Annotated in this window: 23 protein-coding genes; 1 reads left to right on the forward strand and 22 read right to left on the reverse strand. The window is 47.9% G+C overall.

Annotated elements, in window-relative coordinates; genetic code table 11:
* Nucleotide 1: 1 nt before the first annotated feature.
* The 14 genes from rplK to AC3WQ3_RS26780 all read right to left on the reverse strand — a co-directional run bounded on the left by rplK (nt 2) and on the right by AC3WQ3_RS26780 (nt 10,956).
* The gene (gene rplK, locus AC3WQ3_RS26715; protein ID WP_053779217.1) at nt 2-427 is read right to left on the reverse strand and encodes a 50S ribosomal protein L11; all 426 of its coding nucleotides are present in this window, start codon (nt 425-427) and stop codon (nt 2-4) included.
* A 68-nt stretch (nt 428-495) separates the two neighbouring features.
* Complete coding sequence (gene nusG, locus AC3WQ3_RS26720) at nt 496-1,029, reverse strand: transcription termination/antitermination protein NusG (protein WP_056697652.1); 534 nt, start codon at nt 1,027-1,029, stop codon at nt 496-498.
* A gap of 22 nt (nt 1,030-1,051) precedes the next feature.
* Nucleotides 1,052-1,243, reverse strand: a complete 192-nt coding sequence (gene secE, locus AC3WQ3_RS26725; protein WP_024633600.1) for a preprotein translocase subunit SecE — start codon at nt 1,241-1,243, stop codon at nt 1,052-1,054.
* A 21-nt stretch (nt 1,244-1,264) separates the two neighbouring features.
* Nucleotides 1,265-1,414: a 50S ribosomal protein L33 gene (gene rpmG, locus AC3WQ3_RS26730; protein ID WP_072735843.1), complete on the reverse strand. Its 150-nt coding sequence runs from the start codon at nt 1,412-1,414 to the stop codon at nt 1,265-1,267.
* Between the two features lie 304 nt (nt 1,415-1,718).
* Nucleotides 1,719-2,363: an RNA polymerase sporulation sigma factor SigH gene (sigH, locus tag AC3WQ3_RS26735; protein ID WP_024633601.1), complete on the reverse strand. Its 645-nt coding sequence runs from the start codon at nt 2,361-2,363 to the stop codon at nt 1,719-1,721.
* 171 nt (nt 2,364-2,534) lie between these two features.
* Nucleotides 2,535-3,056, reverse strand: coding sequence for an NYN domain-containing protein (locus tag AC3WQ3_RS26740; protein ID WP_492474169.1), 522 nt, complete (start codon nt 3,054-3,056; stop codon nt 2,535-2,537).
* A gap of 5 nt (nt 3,057-3,061) precedes the next feature.
* Nucleotides 3,062-3,808, reverse strand: a complete 747-nt coding sequence (rlmB, locus tag AC3WQ3_RS26745) for a 23S rRNA (guanosine(2251)-2'-O)-methyltransferase RlmB (protein ID WP_336784370.1) — start codon at nt 3,806-3,808, stop codon at nt 3,062-3,064.
* Nucleotides 3,809-3,887: 79 nt separating this feature from the next.
* On the reverse strand, nt 3,888-4,412 hold the full coding sequence (locus tag AC3WQ3_RS26750) for a Mini-ribonuclease 3 (RefSeq protein ID WP_336784371.1): 525 nt from the start codon (nt 4,410-4,412) through the stop codon (nt 3,888-3,890).
* Nucleotides 4,409-5,809, reverse strand: a complete 1,401-nt coding sequence (gene cysS, locus AC3WQ3_RS26755) for a cysteine--tRNA ligase (RefSeq protein ID WP_336784372.1) — start codon at nt 5,807-5,809, stop codon at nt 4,409-4,411. The genes AC3WQ3_RS26750 and cysS overlap by 4 nt, the downstream gene beginning before the upstream one ends.
* A 27-nt stretch (nt 5,810-5,836) precedes the next feature.
* On the reverse strand, nt 5,837-6,505 hold the full coding sequence (gene cysE, locus AC3WQ3_RS26760; protein WP_154896980.1) for a serine O-acetyltransferase: 669 nt from the start codon (nt 6,503-6,505) through the stop codon (nt 5,837-5,839).
* A gap of 598 nt (nt 6,506-7,103) precedes the next feature.
* A complete protein-coding gene (gene gltX / locus AC3WQ3_RS26765; protein ID WP_336784373.1) occupies nt 7,104-8,567 on the reverse strand; it encodes a glutamate--tRNA ligase in 1,464 nt (487 codons plus the stop codon).
* Nucleotides 8,568-8,603: 36 nt separating this feature from the next.
* Complete coding sequence (ispF, locus tag AC3WQ3_RS26770) at nt 8,604-9,080, reverse strand: 2-C-methyl-D-erythritol 2,4-cyclodiphosphate synthase (protein WP_336784374.1); 477 nt, start codon at nt 9,078-9,080, stop codon at nt 8,604-8,606.
* Complete coding sequence (gene ispD / locus AC3WQ3_RS26775) at nt 9,077-9,769, reverse strand: 2-C-methyl-D-erythritol 4-phosphate cytidylyltransferase (RefSeq protein WP_336784375.1); 693 nt, start codon at nt 9,767-9,769, stop codon at nt 9,077-9,079. Before ispD ends, ispF begins: the two co-directional genes overlap by 4 nt.
* A gap of 101 nt (nt 9,770-9,870) precedes the next feature.
* Complete coding sequence (locus AC3WQ3_RS26780) at nt 9,871-10,956, reverse strand: PIN/TRAM domain-containing protein (RefSeq protein ID WP_336784376.1); 1,086 nt, start codon at nt 10,954-10,956, stop codon at nt 9,871-9,873.
* Between the two features lie 174 nt (nt 10,957-11,130).
* Between AC3WQ3_RS26780 and AC3WQ3_RS26785 the strand changes: the two genes are divergently transcribed.
* Nucleotides 11,131-11,526 (forward strand): nucleoside triphosphate pyrophosphohydrolase family protein, encoded by a 396-nt coding sequence (locus AC3WQ3_RS26785; RefSeq protein ID WP_336784377.1) that lies wholly within the window; start codon nt 11,131-11,133, stop codon nt 11,524-11,526.
* Nucleotides 11,527-11,660: 134 nt separating this feature from the next.
* Here the strand turns inward: AC3WQ3_RS26785 and pssA are convergent, their stop codons facing one another.
* From pssA to AC3WQ3_RS26825, 8 genes are all read right to left on the reverse strand, one after another.
* Entirely contained in the window at nt 11,661-12,392 is a 732-nt protein-coding gene (pssA, locus tag AC3WQ3_RS26790) for a CDP-diacylglycerol--serine O-phosphatidyltransferase (protein ID WP_095293436.1), read from the reverse strand.
* A gap of 66 nt (nt 12,393-12,458) precedes the next feature.
* Nucleotides 12,459-13,535, reverse strand: a complete 1,077-nt coding sequence (disA, locus tag AC3WQ3_RS26795) for a DNA integrity scanning diadenylate cyclase DisA (protein ID WP_127540919.1) — start codon at nt 13,533-13,535, stop codon at nt 12,459-12,461.
* A 13-nt stretch (nt 13,536-13,548) separates the two neighbouring features.
* The gene (gene radA / locus AC3WQ3_RS26800) at nt 13,549-14,916 is read right to left on the reverse strand and encodes a DNA repair protein RadA (RefSeq protein WP_336784378.1); all 1,368 of its coding nucleotides are present in this window, start codon (nt 14,914-14,916) and stop codon (nt 13,549-13,551) included.
* A 226-nt stretch (nt 14,917-15,142) separates the two neighbouring features.
* Nucleotides 15,143-17,605 carry an ATP-dependent protease ATP-binding subunit ClpC gene (gene clpC, locus AC3WQ3_RS26805; RefSeq protein WP_153980071.1) on the reverse strand — a complete coding sequence of 821 codons (2,463 nt, stop codon included), beginning with the start codon at nt 17,603-17,605 and terminating at the stop codon, nt 15,143-15,145.
* A gap of 188 nt (nt 17,606-17,793) precedes the next feature.
* Nucleotides 17,794-18,864: a protein-arginine kinase McsB gene (mcsB, locus tag AC3WQ3_RS26810; protein WP_492474170.1), complete on the reverse strand. Its 1,071-nt coding sequence runs from the start codon at nt 18,862-18,864 to the stop codon at nt 17,794-17,796.
* 28 nt (nt 18,865-18,892) lie between these two features.
* Nucleotides 18,893-19,411 carry a protein-arginine kinase activator protein McsA gene (mcsA, locus tag AC3WQ3_RS26815; protein ID WP_127540913.1) on the reverse strand — a complete coding sequence of 173 codons (519 nt, stop codon included), beginning with the start codon at nt 19,409-19,411 and terminating at the stop codon, nt 18,893-18,895.
* A 32-nt stretch (nt 19,412-19,443) separates the two neighbouring features.
* A complete protein-coding gene (locus tag AC3WQ3_RS26820; RefSeq protein WP_095293442.1) occupies nt 19,444-19,905 on the reverse strand; it encodes a CtsR family transcriptional regulator in 462 nt (153 codons plus the stop codon).
* A gap of 483 nt (nt 19,906-20,388) precedes the next feature.
* Nucleotides 20,389-21,564, reverse strand: a complete 1,176-nt coding sequence (locus AC3WQ3_RS26825; RefSeq protein ID WP_492474171.1) for a GNAT family N-acetyltransferase — start codon at nt 21,562-21,564, stop codon at nt 20,389-20,391.
* Nucleotides 21,565-21,825 lie beyond the last annotated feature (261 nt).

Raw genomic sequence — 21,825 nt, forward strand, 5'->3', positions numbered from 1 at the left:
ATTAGTCTTCGATGGTGATACCCATGCTACGGGCAGTACCTTCGACCATACGCATTGCGGACTCAACGTTCGCTGCATTCAGGTCAGGCATTTTTTGTTCTGCGATTTGACGTACCGCATCACGTTTAACAGTAGCAACTTTTTTCTTGTTCGGTTCGCCGGATCCTTTTTCCACTTTAGCTGCCACTTTCAACAGAACTGCTGCTGGTGGAGTTTTAGTGATGAAAGTAAAGGAACGGTCCTCGAATACTGTGATTTCAACAGGAATAATCAATCCCGCTTGATCGGCTGTACGAGCGTTGAACTCTTTACAGAATGCCATGATGTTGACACCTGCTTGACCCAAAGCTGGACCTACCGGAGGCGCTGGATTCGCTTTACCTGCTGGAATTTGCAGTTTTACCATTTTGATTACCTTTTTTGCCATGATTGACACCTCCTTGCAAAATAGTGGTTAACGAACCTTTCGGTCCTCCCACAAGAAACTTGAAGAGACTATATCTTCTCCACTTGTGTATATTCCAACTCAAGCGGCGTTTCCCGTCCAAACATGTTCACATGCACTTTCAACTTGCTTTTGTCTACCAAAATTTCTTCCACGGAGCCCACAAAATTCGCAAAAGGACCAACTTTAATTCGTACGGATTCCTTAATGTCGAATTCAATTTTCGGCTTCGGCTCAACCATGCCCATATGCTTCAGAATTTGTTCCACTTCTTCGGGCAACAGAGCAGTTGGTTTGGACCCGGAACCTGTCGAACCGACAAATCCCGTAACACCCGGTGTATTGCGAACAACATACCAAGAGTCATCCGTTTGGATCATTTCCACCAAGACATAGCCGGGGTAAACTTTACGCATAACGGTCTTTTTCTTACCGTCCTTGTTTACCACTTCTTCTTCCATAGGAACAAGAACGCGGAATATCTTGTCTTCCATGCCCATGGACTCTACGCGTTTTTCCAAATTGGCTTTGACCTTATTCTCATACCCTGAGTAGGTATGAACGACGTACCATCTTTTTTCCATATCAAGCCACCTGGGACCCTTCTTAAATAATCGCTTCGATCACAGCGGAGATGCCGATATCAACGACCCAAAAAAACAGCGTCATAACCACAACAGTACCAAGAACGATCAATGTGTAGTTGGTCAGCTCTTTACGATTAGGCCAGCGAACTTTTTTAAGTTCAGCCCAGCTTTCTGAGAAAAAGGAAATCAGAGATTTGAAACTACGTTTCACGCCGACTACACCTCCCAAAAACTATCTGGTTTCGCGATGAGAAGTCTGCTCGTTACAAAACTTGCAAAATTTCTTCATCTCCATGCGGTCGGGGTGATTACGCTTGTTTTTTGTCGTAGTGTAATTTCTTTGTTTGCAGTTTGTACAAGCCAAAGTAATAATTACCCGCATGATGTACACCTCCCGAAGACTTCCACTTTAAAGCAGAGTCTCTAAATTGATCCTAAAAAAAAGCCGCGAATTTAGGCCTACCTAAAACACTTTATCATAAGGGTATAACCATGTCAATGAAAGAATAGCCTTTCATCACTGGTAAAAGTTCCGTTCGAAAAACGTGTAGTTCAGGCGTCTCTGATTTTTCTCTTCTCCTGCTTGGACCAAGCGATTACTAGTATTATCAAACTTTTGACTTATAAACTTAGAGCAGCAAAAAAAGACTCAAACTCCGAGCCTTTTCCGTCAACAGCAACATTGTTCAATTATCTCGAACTTCCAGGTACTTTTCAAGTTTGCGCTTCACGCGCTGCAGTGCATTATCAATGGACTTCACATGCCGGTCCAAATCCACTGCAATCTCTTGATAAGATCTCCCGTCCAGATACAACATCAATACTTTTCGTTCCAAGTCACTTAGAATCTCCGACATCTTATCTTCCAGACCCACAAACTCTTCCTGGTTAATGATAAGCTCTTCCGGATCACTGACCTGGGTTCCACAAATCACATCGAGTAACGTACGATCGGATTCTTCATCATAGATTGGCTTGTCCAACGATACATAGGAATTAAGCGGAATATGTTTCTGACGTGTTGCCGTCTTGATTGCCGTAATAATCTGTCTGGTGATACACAGCTCGGCAAAAGCTTTGAACGAAGCCAGCTTGTCTCCCTTGAAATCCCGAATGGATTTGTAGAGACCAATCATTCCTTCCTGAATGATATCTTCCCGGTCTGCCCCAATCAGAAAATAAGATCTTGCCTTGGCGCGTACAAAGTTGCGATATTTGTTAATCAAAAACTCCAGCGCTTCGCTCTCACCTTCACGGACCGCTTCGACAATGTCTTCGTCACTTTGGTAATCATACTTTGATAACATGATATCTTTGAGGTCGACACTCACAGACAATCCCTCCGGCTGCAACGCAAGGTACACCGTTACTCTACTCTATGAAATATACGAACAGTATATATGATGGCACCTCACACCGTCAACCACGCTATCCCTAAAAAAGAACATCAATAACATAATTGTCAAGACTTTCAAGATTGAAATATTTGTAAAACAGTTTCCCTATTCACGCCGCCAGCGCTCGAATTGCTTCAACACATCCGGGCTAAGCTTGGCTCCCAGTGTATTGCGTGTGGACTTGGCCTGATCCTCCTCCAGACGTTTCTGCAATTCTTTCTCATTCTGCTCCACTTCGATCAGCAGTTCCCTGGCAGATACACGTAATGCTCCCTGTCCAAAAATGACATGCTGTTCTACCATATCGCTTGTGGCTACATAGATTTGGCGTCTCCGCGAGCTTAGTTCCCGTACGAGTCTCTCAATGCATTCGTCAGCCGTCTCTTTTTCCTTAGTAAAATAGATCTGTACCTTGCTCTGTGTGTATGTTTTACCAAGTCCGGGTACGAGATAGGCATCAAAAACAACGATGACCTTGCGACCGGAGAACGCCTGATAGTCGGCAAGACGGAAGAGAAGATGATTCCGCGCCTCCTCGAGCCCACTCTCTGCCAGTCTGGACAGTTCTGGCCAGTCACCAATCATGTTATACCCGTCTACCAGAAGCATATCCCGGGAATCAGCCATACCATCTATCCCTGTGCTTGGCGCGAACGAAGCACTTCGTACATGACAACACCCGCCGCCACGGAAGCATTCAGGGAGTTAATCTGTCCCTGCATCGGCAATTTGACCAGTACATCACACTTCTCACGAATCAGTCGGCCCATACCTTTGTTTTCGTTCCCGATAACCAGGGCTACCGGTCCTGTGAATACACCATTGCCAAATACCGGCTCACGTGCAGTCACATCCGTACCCACAACCCACACGCCCTCTTCCTTGAGACGATCAATCGTCTGAGCCAGGTTGCTAACCCTAGCAACCGGTACATATTCAGCTGCACCTGCAGAAGTTTTTGACACCGTTGCAGTCACTGATGCTGAACGCCGCTTAGGGACAATAACACCGTGAGCCCCCGTGCAGTCAGCTGTCCGCAGGATGGAACCCAGGTTATGCGGATCTTCAATTTCGTCCAGTAAAATCAAAAAAGGATGCTCATTCTTCGATTTTGCCGCTCCCAAAATATCCTCTACCTCAGCATAAGCATAAGGGGCCGCTTGCGCGACAACACCCTGATGCTGAATGCCCGGCACAGTTTGATCCAATTTGCGCTTGTCCACATGCTGAATTACGATACCGAGTTTTTTGGCTTCCGCGATAATTGGTTGGGTCAAGTGTTTCTGTGCTGTATCAGCGATCCATATTTTGTTGATGGTCCGGCCTGAACGCAGCGCCTCCGTCACGGAGTGCTTACCAGCAATCCATTCTTCTTCCATATTGCTTCGGTCCTCTCTATTACGTCCTGCATATACCTCCTAGTTGGCTTGTACCACAGGAACGACTAAGTTGTTATTTTTATTTTTTGCTTGGTGGCGGTGATTGCTGTTCTGCATGCTCAATTCCCTGCGTAATCAGTTGGATCATGCGCTCATGCCGACCACTACTGTACAGGTAACCGACAAGGCACTCTAGAGCAGTGGCATGTCTGTATTCCAGCACATCAGCATTCTTGGGGATACTGCCCGACTTGGCATTCCGCCCCTGTCTTACAACGTCGCGCTCTTCTTCGGTCAATTGTTCCTCGATCCCTGTAAGGATTCGACTCTGTGCCTTGGCTGATACGAGACCCGTCGCACTGCGATGCAAGTGATTCGGACGCATATTGGCTTTGGACAACAGATACTGCCTTACCGCTACCTCATACACTGCATCACCGATATAGGCAAGTGCAATCGGAGGAATCAATCTTGCAGGCCGGGAAGGCGGGTACGGAAACCACCCTCCCTGTGCCACAGCCTGTGTCTGTTCTTCAGCAGGCGGTTCCCCCTGCTCCGAATGATCGACAGAATCAGACAAATTCTTCAACTGGTCCTCGTTCATTTGCGCCGCCATCTCATCCCTTGAGCCGTATCTTCAAGCAGGATGCCCTGCGCTGACAATTCGTCTCTAATTTCATCAGCCCGTGCCCAGTTCTTGGACTTGCGCGCTTCCGTACGCTCTTCAATCAGGCGTTCAATCTCTTCATCCAGGAGCTCCGGCTCTGCGTCCGTATAAATGCGAAGCACCGCATTCAACTCACCAAACAGCTCAAGTAATGCACGAATTTCCGCAGCGTTTACGACTTCCTTTTGCAGCAGCTGGTTTGCTTCCGCAGCCCATTCGAACAATGCGGTAATGGCATCCGGAGTATTGAAATCATCCTGCATTTTCTCGTGATACTGCTGGCGAATCTGCTCCAGTTTAGCAGCGAACTCCGCTGTAATATCCTGATCTACTGTTACTGCCTGCAAACGATGCTTCAGATTGCCAACGGCATTCGCGATCCGATCCACACTGTTTTGTGCTTGCTCCATTGTATCTTCGGTAAAGTTAAGCGGATTGCGGTAATGTGTCGACAGCATGAAATAACGAATGGCTTCACGTTTGTACTGGGTTCGAAGGTCTTTTACAAGCACTCCGTTACCGAGTGATTTCGACATTTTTTCGTTATCGATACGGATAAATCCGTTATGCATCCAGTAGTTGGCAAGCGGTTTGCCCGTTAGCACCTCGGATTGTGCGCATTCGCACTCATGGTGAGGGAACTGCAGATCCTGTCCACCTCCATGGATATCGAGCGTATCTCCCAAGTATTCACGAGCCATAGCAGAACATTCGATATGCCAGCCCGGACGACCATTGCCCCAAGGACTGGACCAGTAGATCTCACCTGGTTTAGCTGCTTTCCAGAGCACGAAATCTTCGGGATGTTCTTTGCGCTCATCTACACCAATCCGGATACCGAACTGCAATTCCTGCAGATTCTGCTTCGACAGCTTGCCATACTCTTCGAATTTGCCTGTGCGGTAATATACGTCCCCACCATTTTCATAAGCAAAGCCCTTTTCAACCAACTCACGGATAAAATCGATAATGAGCGGCATATTCTCTGTAACTCTCGGGTTGCTGCTGGCTTTGGGAATCCCCAATCCCTCAAGATCCTCGTAGTACGCAGCAATAAACTTCTCGGCAACATGAGGAACGTCAGTACCCAACTGTTCGGCTTTGCGAATCAATTTATCATCAACATCCGTGAAGTTTACAACGTAGTTCACTTCATGTCCTGTCTGTTCCAAGTAGCCGCGAACGGTGTCGAAAAAAATAACCGGACGTGCATTCCCGATATGAATGTAATCATACACTGTCGGTCCGCACACATACATTTTTACCTTCCCCGGTTCTTGGGGAACGAAATTCTCTTTGGTACGACTCATCGTATTGTAAATTTGAAGCGTCATGGTCACTTTCCTTTCATTCATACTTCCCTATTTATTTATTGTATCACGCGAAGTCTCATTCTTACGGCTATCCTGTAGTGTACGCACTTCTTCACGCAATCGTTCGATCTCTTGCTGCATACTGCGCAGAGAGTCAATGACCGGATCGGGCAGCTGCTGATTCAGACGATCCACCCGGCGTCCGTCCTGCTTGACGATTCTTCCCGGTATGCCTACAACTGTACTGTTGGATGGCACTTCTTTCAATACGACCGAGTTGGCTCCAATGTTACTTTGATCACCAACGCTGAATGAACCGAGCACTTTGGCTCCCGATGAGATAACCACATTATTGCCAATCGTCGGGTGCCTCTTTCCTTTTTCTTTCCCTGTTCCGCCAAGTGTAACCCCCTGGTAAATAACAACATCATCGCCAATCTCACAGGTTTCACCAATAACTACACCCATTCCGTGGTCAATAAACAGCCGATTCCCTATGGTCGCTCCAGGGTGAATCTCGATTCCTGTCATAAAACGGCTGATCTGCGAGATGAACCGGGCAACCGAGAACCATTTGCGTTTATAGAAAAAGTGCGCGATCCGATGAGCCCATATCGCATGCAGCCCCGAATAGGTAAATACAACCTCGAACCATCCCCGGGCAGCCGGATCGTTTTCAAACACCGCCTGGATATCTGATCTGATCTTCTTGAACATGCTCGTTCCCCTCTTGTTCAGGTCTTCGTCCTCCGGCATACCGGACGGCGCAGCCCTCTTGGTAGTGTACTGCTGACTCGCCCCAAACAAAAAACGCCTCTGCAGCATAATGCTGCAGAGGCGTTAATCGCGGTCCCACTCTGCTCGGCCCAGCCTTACGTATCAGAATTAGACAGTCAGCGAATGGCTGCCACCTGTTCTGACAAATAAGAATGAACCCTCAAGCGGTTCGGTAACGGAAACCAACCGTCACAACCTATCCTGACGTTTTCCTCTCCTACACGTACAAGAGGCGGGGCCGGATTCGGCTATGCAGCTCACGGGCGCATTTCGACCGACGGACAGTGGATGGCTCACAGCCACCGCAGCATAAGAAATTTATTCTTCGTTGCGGGACCATCCTCTCTGGAACTGTCCAATTCGGTTTACTCCTCCCGGTCTTTGCTGTTCTATGATGAATGCTGAAACATGTCATTTAACCTTTGTGTTGCTATTATAGCGAAAAGGTACTGGACTGACAACAACCTTGCAATAACTTCATCCCCAGGCGATAACGACCCTCACCGGCGGCAGTACCAGGATGTACAGCGTTCCTGGATTACGCGCCTTTCACCTGTGCATGCAGACGCTCAACAACCGTATCCCGGCCGAGCAGTACAATGGTTTGATTCAGGTCACGTCCATGGGTCTGTCCAGTCAATGCTACACGGATAGGCATAAAGAGCTGTTTGCCTTTAAATCCGGTTTCCTTCTGTACTTCCTTGATCAATGCGGCCATTTTACTTGGGGTAAACTCTTCACTCGCCTGCACTTTGTCGGCAAAGGCCTTTAGAACAGTTGGCACCTGCTCTTCTCCAAGCACGGCAGTCGCTTCTGCATCCAGCTCCAGATGGGAGCGGAAGAACACTTCAGACAGTTCCACAATGTCGGAGGCTGCAGTCATTTGCTCCTGGTACAGATGAACGAGTGTATACGCCCATTCCTTCTGCTCAGGGGACAGCTCAGCTGCAATGCGTCCTGCCTTTTGCAGATGTGGAATCGCCATTTCAGCAATACGTTCCGGGTCTGCATGTTTAATATAGTGATTGTTCAAATGCGCCAGCTTATGCGTATCAAATACAGCCGGGCTCTTGGACAAACGTTTGGTATCAAAGATGGAGATCAACTGTTCCTGCGAGAAGATCTCTTCTTCCCCTTCCGGTGACCAGCCAAGCAGGGAAATAAAGTTGAACATCGCCTCTGGCAAGTAGCCGAGCTGATCATATTGTTCGATAAACTGAATGACGGACTCATCACGTTTACTCAGCTTCTTGTGATTTTCATTCACAATCAGGGTCATATGACCGAATTGCGGCGGCTCCCAGCCGAGCGCTTCATAGATCATCAGCTGACGCGGCGTGTTGGAGATATGATCTTCCCCGCGAAGAACGTGAGAGATTTTCATGAGGTGATCATCCACTGCAACGGCATAGTTGTATGTGGGAATGCCGTCTTTTTTCACAATGACGAAGTCCCCGGATTCCTTGCTGTTAAATGAAATGGTGCCTTTAACCATGTCATCGAACGTATATGTGCGCTCTTCCGGTACACGGAAACGAATGCTCGCAACGCGGCCTTCCGCTTCAAAAGCACTGATCTGCTCTGGCGTCAGGTCACGGTGTTTGCCCGAATAACGCGGCGTTTCTCCACGTGCCGTTTGCTCCTCGCGCTCTTGCTCCAGCTCTTCTTCCGTGCAGAAGCAGCGGTAAGCCAGACCTTTGTCCAGCAGCTCCTGGGTGTATTTGCGGTAAATATCCAAACGTTCCGTCTGACGGTAAGGTCCGTATTCCCCGCCTACATCAATGCTCTCATCCCACTCGATTCCGAGCCATTTCAAATATTTAAGCTGGCTTTCCTCGCCACCCGCAATGTTCCGTTTTACGTCAGTATCCTCAATACGAATGATGAATTTCCCGTTATTATGCTTGGCATACAAGTAGTTAAAGAGCGCCGTACGGGCATTCCCGATATGCAGGTGTCCCGTTGGACTCGGTGCGTAACGCACACGAACTTCTGTGCTCATAAAAGATCCCCTCCGTATACTAGTTGGTTGATAATATCACACACGAACAAGGCAAACAACCGATTGGGCCGCAATCCCCTCTCCCCGTCCAGGGAATCCGAGCTGCTCCGTAGTCGTTGCTTTGACATTGACCTGATCAACATCCGCTTCCAGCGCCTTGGCAATAACCTCGGCCATCTGTGGAATGTAAGGTGCCATCTTCGGTTTCTGCGCAATAATGGTGGAATCGATGTTGCCCAAACGATATCCGCGATCTTTCACGAGCTGCCATACATGCTCCAGCAGTTTGAGGCTATCCGCGTCCTTGAACTCCGGATCGGTGTCCGGAAAGTGTTTCCCAATGTCCCCAAGTGCAAGTGCACCCAGAATGGCATCACTGATGGCATGCAGCAGCACATCTGCATCCGAGTGACCAAGCAGTCCTTTTTCATAAGGAATCATTACCCCGCCAATGATGCACGGACGTCCCTCCACCAATTGGTGTACATCAAATCCCTGTCCTACACGTATCATCGCTTCTTCTCTCCCCCAAGCAAAAACGCGGCATATTCCAAATCTTCCGGCGTCGTTAATTTGATGTTGGTATAACTTCCTTCCACAACCTGGACGGACATACCCTGGCGCTCAGCCAGCATGGCGTCATCCGTCCCCAGAAATCCGTCCCTTGCGGCCGACTCGTAAGCAAGCAGCAGTGAAGAAAGACGAAAAGCCTGCGGGGTTTGAATACTCCACAGACTGCTGCGGTCAGGCGTCGCCGTAACGATTCCTTCCGCATTCACTTGTTTAATCGTATCTTTAACGGGAACGGCAAGTACAGCGGCTCCCCCCGACATCGCGGCCTCCATGCAACCTGTAATCTGCTTACGGTCAACAAAAGGACGTACCCCGTCGTGAACGAGAACCCAATCCGTCTGTAAAGCCTTCAGGCCTTCATGCACAGAATGCTGTCTCTCTTTCCCTCCGGGGATGACACGGACACGCGACTCCAGTCGGTATTCTTTTACCCAATCCAGGCAGCGTTCAACATCTGCGGCTCCGGTTACCAGCACGATCTCGCTGATCTCGTCCAGAGCGGCAAACACTTCAAGCGTATGTATGAAAACGGGCTTGTCCTGCAGCAGCAGAAACTGCTTGCTCTCGGTTGTTCCCATTCGGGTTCCCCGACCTGCTGCCACAATGACGACACCCCACCCTTTATCCATGCCGTAATCCCTGCCTTGTCTGTCAGTTTATCGTTCTACGATACTGAATATCTTCAAGCGATATAAGTATCGGTGAACGATACACTACCCATCATACCCCTTTATTGGGCTTTTTCCAACAGTTTAGGCTTGGCAAAAATCATTCTTCCCGCGGAAGTCTGCAGTACACTGGTCACCAGTACTTCCATCATCATGCCGATATACTCGCGTCCGCCTTCAACGACAATCATCGTACCGTCATCCAGATAAGCTACACCTTGGCCATGCTCCTTGCCATCCTTGATGATCTGCACCATAATCTCTTCACCAGGCAGCACTACTGGCTTCACTGCATTCGCCAGATCGTTGATGTTCAGTACAGATACACCCTGCAGCTCGCAAACCTTGTTCAGGTTAAAGTCATTGGTAACGACCTTGCCCTGAAGCACTTTGGCGAGTTTGACCAGCTTGCTGTCCACTTCCGATATTTCTTCGAAATCCCCTTCGTAAATGAGTACCTTCACGTCGAGTTCTTTTTGGATTTTATTCAAAATGTCGAGTCCGCGCCGTCCTCTATTCCGCTTCAGCAGATCCGAGGAATCTGCAATATGCTGAAGTTCTTCCAGGACGAATTCCGGAATTACGATTGTACCTTCGATAAACCCGGTCTTGCATATATCTGCAATACGGCCATCAATAATGACACTGGTATCCAAAATCTTGTGTTCTTCCATCCGTCTGTCTTCATCCAGCTCGGGGTGCCCCCATCGCCCAGACATCCAGAATGCAGCGAGGTCGTCTTTCTTCGCCATGGCTAGCATGTACCCTGAATAACCGCTCACGGCCGTCAGAGCCACCTGAAGCACCTCTCCTGCTGCTCCCAGCCAAGTCAGACATGGATAGAGCAGCAAGGCTACCAGTAACCCTGCAACGGTACCTGCTGCACCAGCAGCCAGTTCGTTCATCGGTATTTTAGCCAAAGCATCAATCCCATTTTGCAGTCTGCTTGCCAGCAAGGTTCCACCAATATTACATACAGCCATAAACAATACAGCGCCCAGTGCCGTTGCTACTCCTGCCCCCAGCAGCCCTGCTGACTGAATCCATTCAGCCATCCACGGGACGGATTTTCCTGCCAGATGATATGCCGTGTAGCCAAACCATGCACCGCACAATCCTGTAAAAGTTAAAATGCCTTTTTTCCACATATGTCCCTGCACCTCCTTTAATTGTCCTTCATCTTCATATCCAGTATGATCCAATTGTTGGATTGCTAATCCCGGTTGCAAGAACTTTTTGGAAATGTTTGCAATCGTCAGTTGAAAGAAGGTAAATTATTGGCATATAATGAATTCAATTCATATCCCGAGGTGAGTAGCAAAATGAGTACGCTAAGTTTACAGGCTTTTCAGGATCAGGTTTCCGAGCTGTTGCTGCGTCATCGAAGTCTGATTGACGTACTGTCCAAAACAGGACAAGCCGGAGCTTCTGTCAATCGTGCCGTGTCCAAGGCCATTACCGAATGCGGCTGCATTGAGCTGCACGCCACCAAGCAGAAATATGCCCCCGAGAGCGGTATGGCTCAAACCAAGGGCCTGCTGGAAACGCATGTGGAAGGTGAATTGTGCGAGAATTGCAAAGAGGTCATCAGCTCCGAATTGGGGCGGAACCTGTTTTATATGTCAGCTCTCTGCAATCTGCTGGATATCAACATGGAAGAAGTCGTGAATCACGAGTCACAGAAATGTTCGACGTTAGGGATGTTCAATTTGTCGTAAATGATTGGCGAAGTTGCCGTACAAGAGCAGGTACCGTATAGATTCGAATCAACAAAAAAAGCACGTACGCTCCTAAAAGGAGAATGCGTGCTTTTTCTTATTCATCCAAGGCAAGTATGCCAATCAATAAACCATTACCGATCGGAAGGACGAGAAGACTTCTCTTCCTTGCGCTTCTTCGCCCGATTGCGGGAGGCTGCCGTTCGCATATTATGCTTCATTCCATATAGAGCGTACAGTACCAGTGGAATAAAGATTAGCTTCGACAGCTGTTCCGGAAAAATGACAGCAACCGCTACAGCGAATACAACAACCCAAGGGGCGATCCAGATCGCTTTTCGCGGCAAACCGACCTTTTTGAAATTCGGATATTTAAGCGAGCTGACCATCAGATAGGATAATAACAATGTAGCTATCATCATGCTCACGGGACCAATATCCTTGTTAAACAACGTCAGCGTTGCAAGCACACCTCCAGCTGCCGGAATGGGCAGGCCTGTAAAGTATCCGGGAATTCCGGGTCTTACATTAAAGCGTGCCAGCCGAATGGCTCCGCAAATGGGGAAGCTTGCCGTAGCGATCCAGGCGAGAACCGGTGATGCATCCTGGAAGGAAACCATAAACATAATGAGTGCCGGGGCTGCACCAAACGAAACCATGTCAGACAAAGAGTCAAGCTCCTTGCCAAATTCACTTTGGGCATTGAGTGCACGCGCTACCCGGCCATCCAACCCATCCAGCAGCATCGCCACAATCACCATAATCGCAGCCAGGCTATAATTCCCATCAATTGCAAGCAGTATCGCCATCATTCCAAGAAACAGATTACCCAAGGTAAAGAGGTTCGGAATGAATCTGGTTAACATGGTTGTTTCACCTCATCATCTTCAGGGCCGTTATAGGCTAGGCAAACCTATACTGATAGCTCTGGATTACATTTGTCTGTCGATAAACATTTGCTCCTGCAGACGCTTCAGCCCTTCTTTAATGGTCCGGGCGCGTACCTCACCAATACCGTCGACTTCATCCAGCTCTTCAATCGTTGCCATGATCACATGCGGCAATTGTTCAAATTGGTCCACAAGGTTATGAATAATGACATTCGGAAGGCGTGGTATCTTATTCAATACCCGATATCCGCGCGGTGCAACCGAATCTTCCGATGTAGCAGCCGATGAAGGATAGCCGAGCAGACGGACGATGTGATGTGCATCCAGCAATTCATCATCCGACAGTCGCTTGAGGCCCACGATAATTTCGCGAATCTTCTCGTCACTATCGTCTCGTGCATAGTCCTTGTACAGCAACCACGCTTCTTCTTCCGTTGTTCCAACCAGTTCCTCCATTTGCATGGAGATCAGTCGTCCTTCATTCCCAAGTTCATGGATGTAGCGCTTGATTTCCGTTTTGATGCGCATCACCATTTCCGTACGCTGAATGACATTTACCACTTCAGGGATCGTGACAAGTTCTTCGAACTCCGAGGCACTTAGATTCGTAAGGGATTGGGTAAGTACAGCTTTGTACTTCTCCAGCGTTTGAATCGCCTGGTTAGCCTTCGTCAGAATAACTCCAATTTCCTTGAGCGAATATCTAAGCGTTCCCTGATATAAGGTAATAATATTCCGGCGCTGCGAGATGGATACGACCAATTTGCCTGTTTGCTTGGCTACACGTTCTGCTGTCCGGTGACGAATCCCTGTCTCAGAGGAAGAGATGGAGGAATCCGGAATAAGCTGGGTGTTGGCATACAGAATACGCTTTAAATCCTCGCTAAGAATGATGGCACCATCCATCTTGGCAAGTTCATATAGATAGTTGGGGGAGAAATCGCAATTGATCGAGAACCCCCCGTCGACCACTTCCATTACTTCAGGGCTGTATCCTACAACAAGCAGTGCCCCCGTCTTGGCGCGCAGCACGTTCTCCAGACCTTCGCGGAAAGGTGTACCTGGTGCAATCAGCCTCAACAATTCATTCATATTATCCAGTTGGCTCGAATCTTTCATCTTGTTATGCCCCCTAATCTAAAGCAACCGCTAGTGCATCTGCCACGGTATTCACACCGATCAGTTGTATCCCGCGAGGATGTTTCCAGCCCTTTAAGCTTTTCTCCGGTAAAATGACTCGTTTGAAGCCCAGTTTCTCGGCTTCCTTCACACGTTGTTCAGCCCGTGATACGGCCCGAACCTCACCTGTCAAACCAATTTCGCCAAATATTACGTCATCTGGCTTGGTCGGCACATCCCTCAGACTGGATGCAATGCTGACGGCAACCGCCAAATCCACCGCCGGTTCATCGAGCCGAACTCCCCCGGCCACATTCAGGTACGCATCCTGCGTTTGCAAAAACATGCCCATCCGCTTCTCAAGCACGGCAATAATCAGGTTCAGCCTGTGATGATCTATCCCTGTTGCCATACGGCGGGGAGACGGGAAATGTGTTGCAGAGATGAGTGCCTGCAGCTCAACCAGCATCGGTCTAGTGCCTTCCATACTTGCAACTACTGTAGAACCCGCTACACCGAGCGGTCGTTCCGACAAAAAGAGTTCGGAAGGATTGCCCACTTCACGCAAGCCATCTTCGCCCATTTCGAAAATACCAATTTCATTGGTTGAACCGAAACGGTTTTTAACCGCACGTAACAGTCTATACGTATGATGACGTTCCCCTTCAAAGTAAAGAACACAGTCCACCATATGTTCCAGCATACGGGGACCAGCAATAGCCCCTTCTTTCGTAACATGCCCCACAAGCACGGTTGCAATGCCTCGGCCTTTGGCGATCCGCATAAACCGGGAAGTACATTCCCTTACCTGTGCTACGCTACCGGGTGCACTGGTGACTTCTGGAAGATAAACCGTCTGAATAGAGTCGATGACAAGAAAATGCGGCTGGATCTGCTCCACCGCTTCCTCAACACGTTCCATATTTGTTTCACACAGCACATACAGTTCAGGAGAGAGTGCATCCAGACGATCAGCCCGCAATTTGGTCTGTTTCACCGATTCTTCACCCGAAACATATAACACGCGCAGACCCGAATGCGTCAGAGCATGCGAGGTTTGCAGCATCAGCGTTGATTTTCCGATTCCTGGATCTCCGCCTACCAGCACGAGAGAACCCGGAACAATTCCACCACCCAATACCCGGTTCAGCTCTCCGATTCCAGTCTGCACTCGCGGTTCCTGACTGCTATCTATATCTATGATGGGAAGCGGTTTATCTTTACTGTCAAAGAGGGGGGAATTTCTCCCTTGTGTTTTGACAACCGTTTCCGTTTCTTCCACCATGGAATTCCATGACTGACACCCCGGACATTTGCCGTACCATTTGGGGGCTTCATAACCACATTCCGTACATTGAAACTTGGTTTTAACTTTGGCCACTTCAGCACTCCTAGGATTTATTTTATAACAGCATTTTGCATTTTTCGACGAATTTTGCCCTGAATTTCTGACGTACAGGGTTAATAAAAGTTTACCATTGTTTGAGATTTTTCGTAAAGGATTATCGTAAACTTTACACATGTTCCTTGAACAACAATAAAATAAAAAATCCTCTCCGGCCGAAGCCGGAAAGGATCATAAACCATTTCTCAGGTTTGAAATTTACTTATTTGGTTTCGATTTCTTCATTGGAAGGAACGGCAGCTTCCTTTTTGGTTACGGACAGGGCACCATTCTCTTCGTCGATCAACAACGAATCGCCTTTGGTTACCGTACCTGTAAGCAATTCTTCAGACAATTTGTCTTCGATATGCTTCTGGATTGCCCGGCGAAGCGGACGAGCACCGTAAGCTGGATCGAAGCCAGCTTTGGCGAGGAAGGCCTTGGCGTTGTCTGTAAGCTCGAAGTCGACTTCGTATTCACGCAGACGTTTCCGGAGCTCCTCGCTCATGAGGGAGACAATCTCAGCAATGTGTTTCTCTTCAAGAGAGTGGAATACGATGATCTCATCAATCCGGTTAAGGAACTCTGGACGGAAGCTTTTCTTCAGCTCATCCATGACTTTACCCTTCATGTTATCGTAATCCGCACCTGCATCTACAACTGCTGTGAAGCCGAGTGTAGAGTTACGTTTAATCGCTTCGGCACCCACGTTGGATGTCAGAATGATCAATGTGTTGCGGAAGTCCACGACACGACCTTTGGAGTCTGTCAGACGACCATCCTCAAGCACTTGCAGCAAGATGTTGAATACTTCCGGATGTGCTTTCTCGATCTCGTCGAGCAGGACTACGGAATACGGTTTGCGACGAACTTTCTCTGTCAACTGACCGCCTTCTTCGTAACCAACATATCCTGGAGGCGCTCCAACGAGTCTTGAAGTCGAGTGCTTCTCACCATACTCGGACATGTCGATCCGGATCACTGCATTTTCATCGCCGAACATCGCTTCGGCAAGCGCACGAGCCAGCTCCGTTTTACCTACCCCTGTAGGACCGAGGAAGATGAAGGATCCCATTGGACGTTTTGGATCTTTCAATCCAGCACGAGCACGGCGAACCGCACGGCTGACTGATTTCACGGCTTCATCCTGACCGATGACACGTTCATGCAGGATGGATTCCAGATTCATCAGGCGTTGAGTCTCTTCTTCTTTCAGCTTGTTTACCGGAATTCCCGTCCAGTTGGCTACCACTTGTGCGATATCCTCAGGCGTTACTTCGGAATCGGTGCGACCTTGTTTTTCTTTCCATTGGTTCTTCGTTACATCCAGCTCTTCACGGATTTTTTGTTCCGTATCACGCAGAGCTGCTGCTTTTTCGAACTCCTGGCTTTGGACCGCTGCGTCTTTTTCCTTACGGATATCTTCGAGACGGCTTTCCAGTTGTTTCAGGTTCGGCGGGATGGTGTATGAGTTCAATCTTACTTTGGAACCCGCTTCATCAATCAGGTCAATCGCTTTGTCTGGCAGGAAACGATCTGTGATGTAACGGTCAGACAATTTAACCGCCTGTACAATCGCTTCATCCGTAATTTTCACACGGTGGTGAGCTTCATAACGATCACGCAATCCATGCAAAATTTGAATGGCTTCTTCCGGAGAAGGCTGATCTACGGTAATCGGTTGGAAACGACGCTCAAGCGCTGCATCCTTCTCAATATATTTGCGGTATTCATCCAAGGTAGTTGCACCGATGCATTGCAATTCTCCACGAGCCAGAGCCGGTTTCAAAATGTTCGAAGCATCAATGGCGCCCTCAGCTCCGCCTGCACCGATCAGGGTGTGCAATTCGTCGATGAACAGGACAATGTTACCTGCCTGACGAATCTCATCCATGATTTTTTTCAAACGATCCTCAAACTCACCACGGTACTTCGTTCCGGCAACAACAGAGCCCATATCCAGGGTCATGACACGTTTGTCGCGCAATGTCTCCGGAATTTCGTTGGCGATGATTTTCTGTGCAAGACCTTCAGCAATCGCTGTTTTACCTACACCAGGTTCACCGATCAATACCGGGTTGTTCTTGGTACGACGGCTCAATACTTGAATGACACGCTCAATTTCTTTACTGCGGCCGATAACCGGATCCAGGTTGTTCTCCTTCGCATAAGCGGTAAGATCACGTGCCAGACTGTCCAGTGTTGGTGTGCTTACATTAGCAGGCGTTCCATTATGACTGGATACAGCCTCACTGCTGCCAAGCAATTGCAGCACTTGTTGACGTGCTTTATTCAAACTAATACCAAGGTTGTTCAGCACGCGTGCTGCAACGCCCTCGCCTTCTCGAATCAATCCGAGCAGGATATGCTCTGTTCCTACATAGGTGTGGCCCAATTTGCGAGCCTCATCCATGGACAGTTCAATTACTTTTTTCGCACGTGGCGTATATGCAATGTTCGTAGGTTGCTCTTGGCCGCGGCCAATCAGCGTTTCTACTTCATCTTGAATTTTTTCCAATCCGAGTCCCAGGCCGATCAGCGCTTTGGCTGCGATGCCTTCGCCTTCACGAATGAGGCCGAGCAAAATGTGCTCTGTACCGATGTTATTATGACCGAGACGGACAGCTTCTTCCTGCGCGAGTGCGAGCACCTTTTGGGCCCGTTCCGTAAATCTTCCAAACATCATATCTCCTGCACCTCCATGGTTTTGGATAAAACGTGGGCCTTGATCAAGATCCCGCCGTATAATTCATATCATTCTTGTTTGCAGCCATGCTGCGAATAAAGTCATTTGGCATTTAGTCCAATGCCCGTTTTATATAAAGCCGCAGATGCGGCATGAAACCTTAATATTAAATCTGAAGAAAACAATTACTAGGATTGATTGTCTGCATTGATCGTATCACGAATCAACTGAGCCCGGTAGATGTCACGCTCATCTGTGCGCATATCTTCTCCGAATGTTTTCTGCAAAAAGCCTGGTTGTGTCATCACGTTTAACTCGTTCATTACCGTAATGGACAATCCATTCAACAGCCCCAGATCTACACCTAAGCGAACATCCGAGAGACGCTGCGCAGCTTCCTTGGAATCCATAATGGCGGCGTGGGACAAAATCCCATATGAACGCATCACTCTATCGGTAATCCGTAGTCTAGAGTCAGAAATCAACCGCTCTCTGGCAGTACGTTCATGCCCAATCATCTGAAGCACAACGCTATGCAGATTATCGATAACCTCTTGTTCCGTCTGTCCAAGCGTAATCTGATTGGAGATCTGGAAAAGGTTGCCCATCGCTTCGCTGCCTTCGCCATATATCCCACGCACGGTTAACCCCACTTGAGAAACAGCTGTCAGAATGCGTCCAATCTGCTGTGTCATCACCAGAGCAGGCAGATGCATCATTACAGATGCTCTTACCCCTGTACCTACATTGGTAGGACAGCTGGTCAGGTATCCTCTCCGATCATCAAAAGCATAATCCACATGCGCTTCAAAAGCATCGTCTATGGCGGAAGCTTTCTCCCAGGCTTCTTTCACCTGGAACCCCGGATAGAGGCATTGGATACGAAGATGGTCTTCTTCGTTAATCATAATACTGACGGATTCATCCTCACTGAGAATAACCGCACCATTTTTTGATTCATTCGCAAGACTGGGGCTAATCAGATGTTTCTCCACCAGCACCCGCTTATCGAGATCATCAATATCCATCAGGTCCAAGGTATGGAAATCTCCAAAGGCATGAACGTCATCATATTGAAGTACTTCGCTCAGCTTATTCAGCACTTCTTCCGATTGCTCATTGGAAGCAAGCATTGGAAATGGGTAATGCTGAAGATTACGTGCGATCCGGACACGGCTGCTAATGACGATTTCGGAATCAGCCGCTTCACTGCGCATCCAGTCGCTGAGCGCCTTCTCTGTAAAGCGCAGATTAGGCATTACGCGTCCCTCCTACTCATGACAAACTCTACTCCTGAGCTATTTCTTTTTCAAGTTCCCTGATCTGGTCACGGATCTGAGCCGCCTCTTCAAATTCTTCCTGGGCGATACTCTCCTGAAGATCGCGCTTCAGGTCGGCAATCTGCCGCTTCACTTTAATGCGACCACCAGCTCGTGCAGGCACTTTGCCCACATGGGTTGTGCTGCCATGAACCCGTTTGAACAGAGGATCCAGACGACTGTCAAAATATTTATAACAAGAACTGCAGCCGAAACGGCCGATTTTGCTAAACTGTGAGTAAGTCATGCCGCACTCTTCACAGCGAAGAGTCTGAGCAGGGGGAGCCCCGGCATTTCCATTCTTAGGTTCGAAATCAAGCAACCCGGACAACAGATTGTGAATGGAAAATCCATTCGATGTTCCCGGAATCATTTCTCCCTTTTCACGGGCACATGTCTCACAAATATGGAATTCCGTCTTTTCTCCATTCACAATTTTGGTGAAATGAAGAGTCGCCGGACGTTTGTCGCATTCTTGGCACAGCATTTAGGATGTACCTCCTTGATCCCGATAGGTTTTCATTTACCGAGCAAAGATATTAACATCGCCTTTAACATTCTGGCACGAATTTGATCCCGGTAAGGAAGTTTGACCAATAAAATTTCTCTTGATACAGCTGCACGCATCAACCCGGCTTCCCTTTTACTCAGGAAACGTGCTTCTTCCAGTTGATATATCAAGCCTTCGGCAGCTGTCTGTCCAATCTCATCCCCGATGCTATGGTGCAGATGATTATGCAAAGCAGAGTGGGCCGGCAATTCGATCCGCTGTATGCGAACATAACCGCCGCCACCACGTTTACTCTCGACCAAATATCCCTTTTCAAGAGTAAAGCGTGTGCTTATTACATAGTTGATCTGGGATGGTACGCATGAGAATTGATCTGCAAGATCATTGCGCTGAATTTCAACCATTCCTTCGGGACTTTCATGCAAAATACTCTTCAGATATTGTTCGATAATATCAGAGATATTACGCATCCACTCATCCTCCACTGTCTGAAACGTTAAGTCAATAAGGACCCACACGCCCCCACAGAGTACACCTTCTCAACCCATTTAACCAAACAGGGAAACGACGAATCTTGATTTCCACTGGCTTATTCGGAAGAGTAAGGACGCACGAAGGTCCTCTTGGTACTGCCTCTTTCCGATGATATCCATCGTTCATGAAATGTGTCTCATCACCGGAATGTAGAAAGAAAGCTACGTAAGTATTTAACCTTCAGTTGACTTTGACTTTCTTTGACTTTATATACATTATAGCATATTTTGTGGTTTTGCCAAGTGGGGTCACTATTCATTTTTTACGATTTTACACGAAATATTCCCCGGACACAAAAAAACCTCTCCAAAAAAGCCGGAGAAGTTCGTTTGTCTCACTGTAGCACTGTTTTTCTGAAAATATTGAAAGAAACAACAAGCTAATTAAAATTGACGTTAGATATAAGCAATTCAAGCAACTCAGAAGAAATCAAGCAGATAAGTTTCCCGTTCAGGGATTGCCTTCTCCAATGCATGAATTACTTCTGCCGGGCCATGGATTCGACCTATCTGGGCCATCTCCGATGGTCGGCGATATCCCATAAGCATCGCTGTAAGTGCTTGAATGCTGACCTTAAGTGTCTGATCTTCCAAGACGGCTTCGGATGTTTTCCAAATGGAGGCTGTCCCATTCATCGCAACATTCAGCTGCCACACGCCTTCATTCCAAGGAGCATGGGCATCTTCCACCTGAAGATTAATCTGTACCGGTGAATCCTGGCTTGCAAAAGGATATTGCGAAATAAATTGCTCCACACTTACAATCCGCGCCATAAAATACGGTACGATCTCCTGCTGTATTCGTGGATTATCCAGTTGAAAAGCAAGTGTATCACTCGCGGGTGCCTGCAGCGTCACCTCTTCAATCATTGAATCATGATTTGCAATAAAGGTCCAAAGTGCTTGTCTGGCTTCTTCATTGAGATATACGATCTCATCTATGGCAAACTTGCGTTCCTTAACCTCATACAGAAGATACCCCTGAGCTTGTCCCGCCCCATCAAGATATACAGCCTTTTGGCTGGTTCCATCCGTGAGCACCGAGTTCTCCCACCAAGAATCATCACGGACGAGGGTTCCGTTATATCGTTCCGCATAGGCGCTATATACTTCTTTCAATGTAGCAAGACCGGGATCACCACGCCGGATGGTACCTGGTGTAGTTTTTTTCGCAGGCAAGTGAGCGGTAGGAACTTTATATTTTTTAAATTCAATGTAGGTTTCCCATCCATACTTGCGGTAAAAGGCAAAAGAGAACGGATGCAGGAATGAAATGCTCTGTTTATTCCGGTTCATCTCTTCCAGCGCATGCCTTAAAAGACCCGCTACCCATCCCTTGCGGCGATATTCTGGCCAAGTAGCTACACCCGCAATCCCACCCATCTCAAAGGCTCTGCCATGAATGTAGGTTTGAAAAGGGATGATATGCAGCTTGGCACCAAGCTCGGCTTCCTCATATACGCCCCAGATATCCTGTGAAGCGAATCGATGCCGCTGTCTTTCTTTGCGTTCCTCACTTAATACATACTGAAAAGCATACTGGGAGAGGGCAATACTGGATTCAAAATCCTCTGCGGTCAACTTGCGAATGTCCATGTTAATTCTGCACCCCGTTCTCTAGAATAGTAAGTGGCTCCAATCGTATCCTGAAGTGTGATGTATGTATCTTCTATGAGTGTGTCAGAGGTATGATACAAAGTCAAATAAGAGATGCGCATGCATCTCCCGGAAAGAAACTATGTAATTAAATCTATTAAAGTAAAAGCACCAAAGAAAAACAAAAATAAAAACCACCACCGAATTTCATCGGCAGTGGTTCTTTGCTTGGCAGCGTCCTACTCTCCCAGGACCCTTCGG

Source organism: Paenibacillus sp. FW104-T2 (genome assembly GCF_058789975.1).

Bases quoted from the DNA above. Each gene is read 5' to 3' on its own strand.
- rplK (WP_053779217.1), bottom strand. From the start codon at position 427: ATGGCAAAAAAGGTAATCAAAATGGTAAAACTGCAAATTCCAGCAGGT.
- nusG (WP_056697652.1), bottom strand. From the start codon at position 1,029: ATGGAAAAAAGATGGTACGTCGTTCATACCTACTCAGGGTATGAGAAT.
- rpmG (WP_072735843.1), bottom strand. From the start codon at position 1,414: ATGCGGGTAATTATTACTTTGGCTTGTACAAACTGCAAACAAAGAAAT.
- AC3WQ3_RS26740 (WP_492474169.1), bottom strand. From the start codon at position 3,056: ATGGCTGATTCCCGGGATATGCTTCTGGTAGACGGGTATAACATGATT.
- rlmB (WP_336784370.1), bottom strand. From the start codon at position 3,808: ATGGAAGAAGAATGGATTGCTGGTAAGCACTCCGTGACGGAGGCGCTG.
- AC3WQ3_RS26750 (WP_336784371.1), bottom strand. From the start codon at position 4,412: ATGAACGAGGACCAGTTGAAGAATTTGTCTGATTCTGTCGATCATTCG.
- cysS (WP_336784372.1), bottom strand. From the start codon at position 5,809: ATGACGCTTCAAATTTACAATACGATGAGTCGTACCAAAGAGAATTTC.
- cysE (WP_154896980.1), bottom strand. From the start codon at position 6,505: ATGTTCAAGAAGATCAGATCAGATATCCAGGCGGTGTTTGAAAACGAT.
- gltX (WP_336784373.1), bottom strand. From the start codon at position 8,567: ATGAGCACAGAAGTTCGTGTGCGTTACGCACCGAGTCCAACGGGACAC.
- ispF (WP_336784374.1), bottom strand. From the start codon at position 9,080: ATGATACGTGTAGGACAGGGATTTGATGTACACCAATTGGTGGAGGGA.
- ispD (WP_336784375.1), bottom strand. From the start codon at position 9,769: ATGGATAAAGGGTGGGGTGTCGTCATTGTGGCAGCAGGTCGGGGAACC.
- AC3WQ3_RS26780 (WP_336784376.1), bottom strand. From the start codon at position 10,956: ATGTGGAAAAAAGGCATTTTAACTTTTACAGGATTGTGCGGTGCATGG.
- AC3WQ3_RS26785 (WP_336784377.1), top strand. From the start codon at position 11,131: ATGAGTACGCTAAGTTTACAGGCTTTTCAGGATCAGGTTTCCGAGCTG.
- pssA (WP_095293436.1), bottom strand. From the start codon at position 12,392: ATGTTAACCAGATTCATTCCGAACCTCTTTACCTTGGGTAATCTGTTT.
- disA (WP_127540919.1), bottom strand. From the start codon at position 13,535: ATGAAAGATTCGAGCCAACTGGATAATATGAATGAATTGTTGAGGCTG.
- clpC (WP_153980071.1), bottom strand. From the start codon at position 17,605: ATGATGTTTGGAAGATTTACGGAACGGGCCCAAAAGGTGCTCGCACTC.
- mcsB (WP_492474170.1), bottom strand. From the start codon at position 18,864: ATGCCTAATCTGCGCTTTACAGAGAAGGCGCTCAGCGACTGGATGCGC.
- mcsA (WP_127540913.1), bottom strand. From the start codon at position 19,411: ATGCTGTGCCAAGAATGCGACAAACGTCCGGCGACTCTTCATTTCACC.
- AC3WQ3_RS26820 (WP_095293442.1), bottom strand. From the start codon at position 19,905: ATGCGTAATATCTCTGATATTATCGAACAATATCTGAAGAGTATTTTG.
- AC3WQ3_RS26825 (WP_492474171.1), bottom strand. From the start codon at position 21,564: ATGGACATTCGCAAGTTGACCGCAGAGGATTTTGAATCCAGTATTGCC.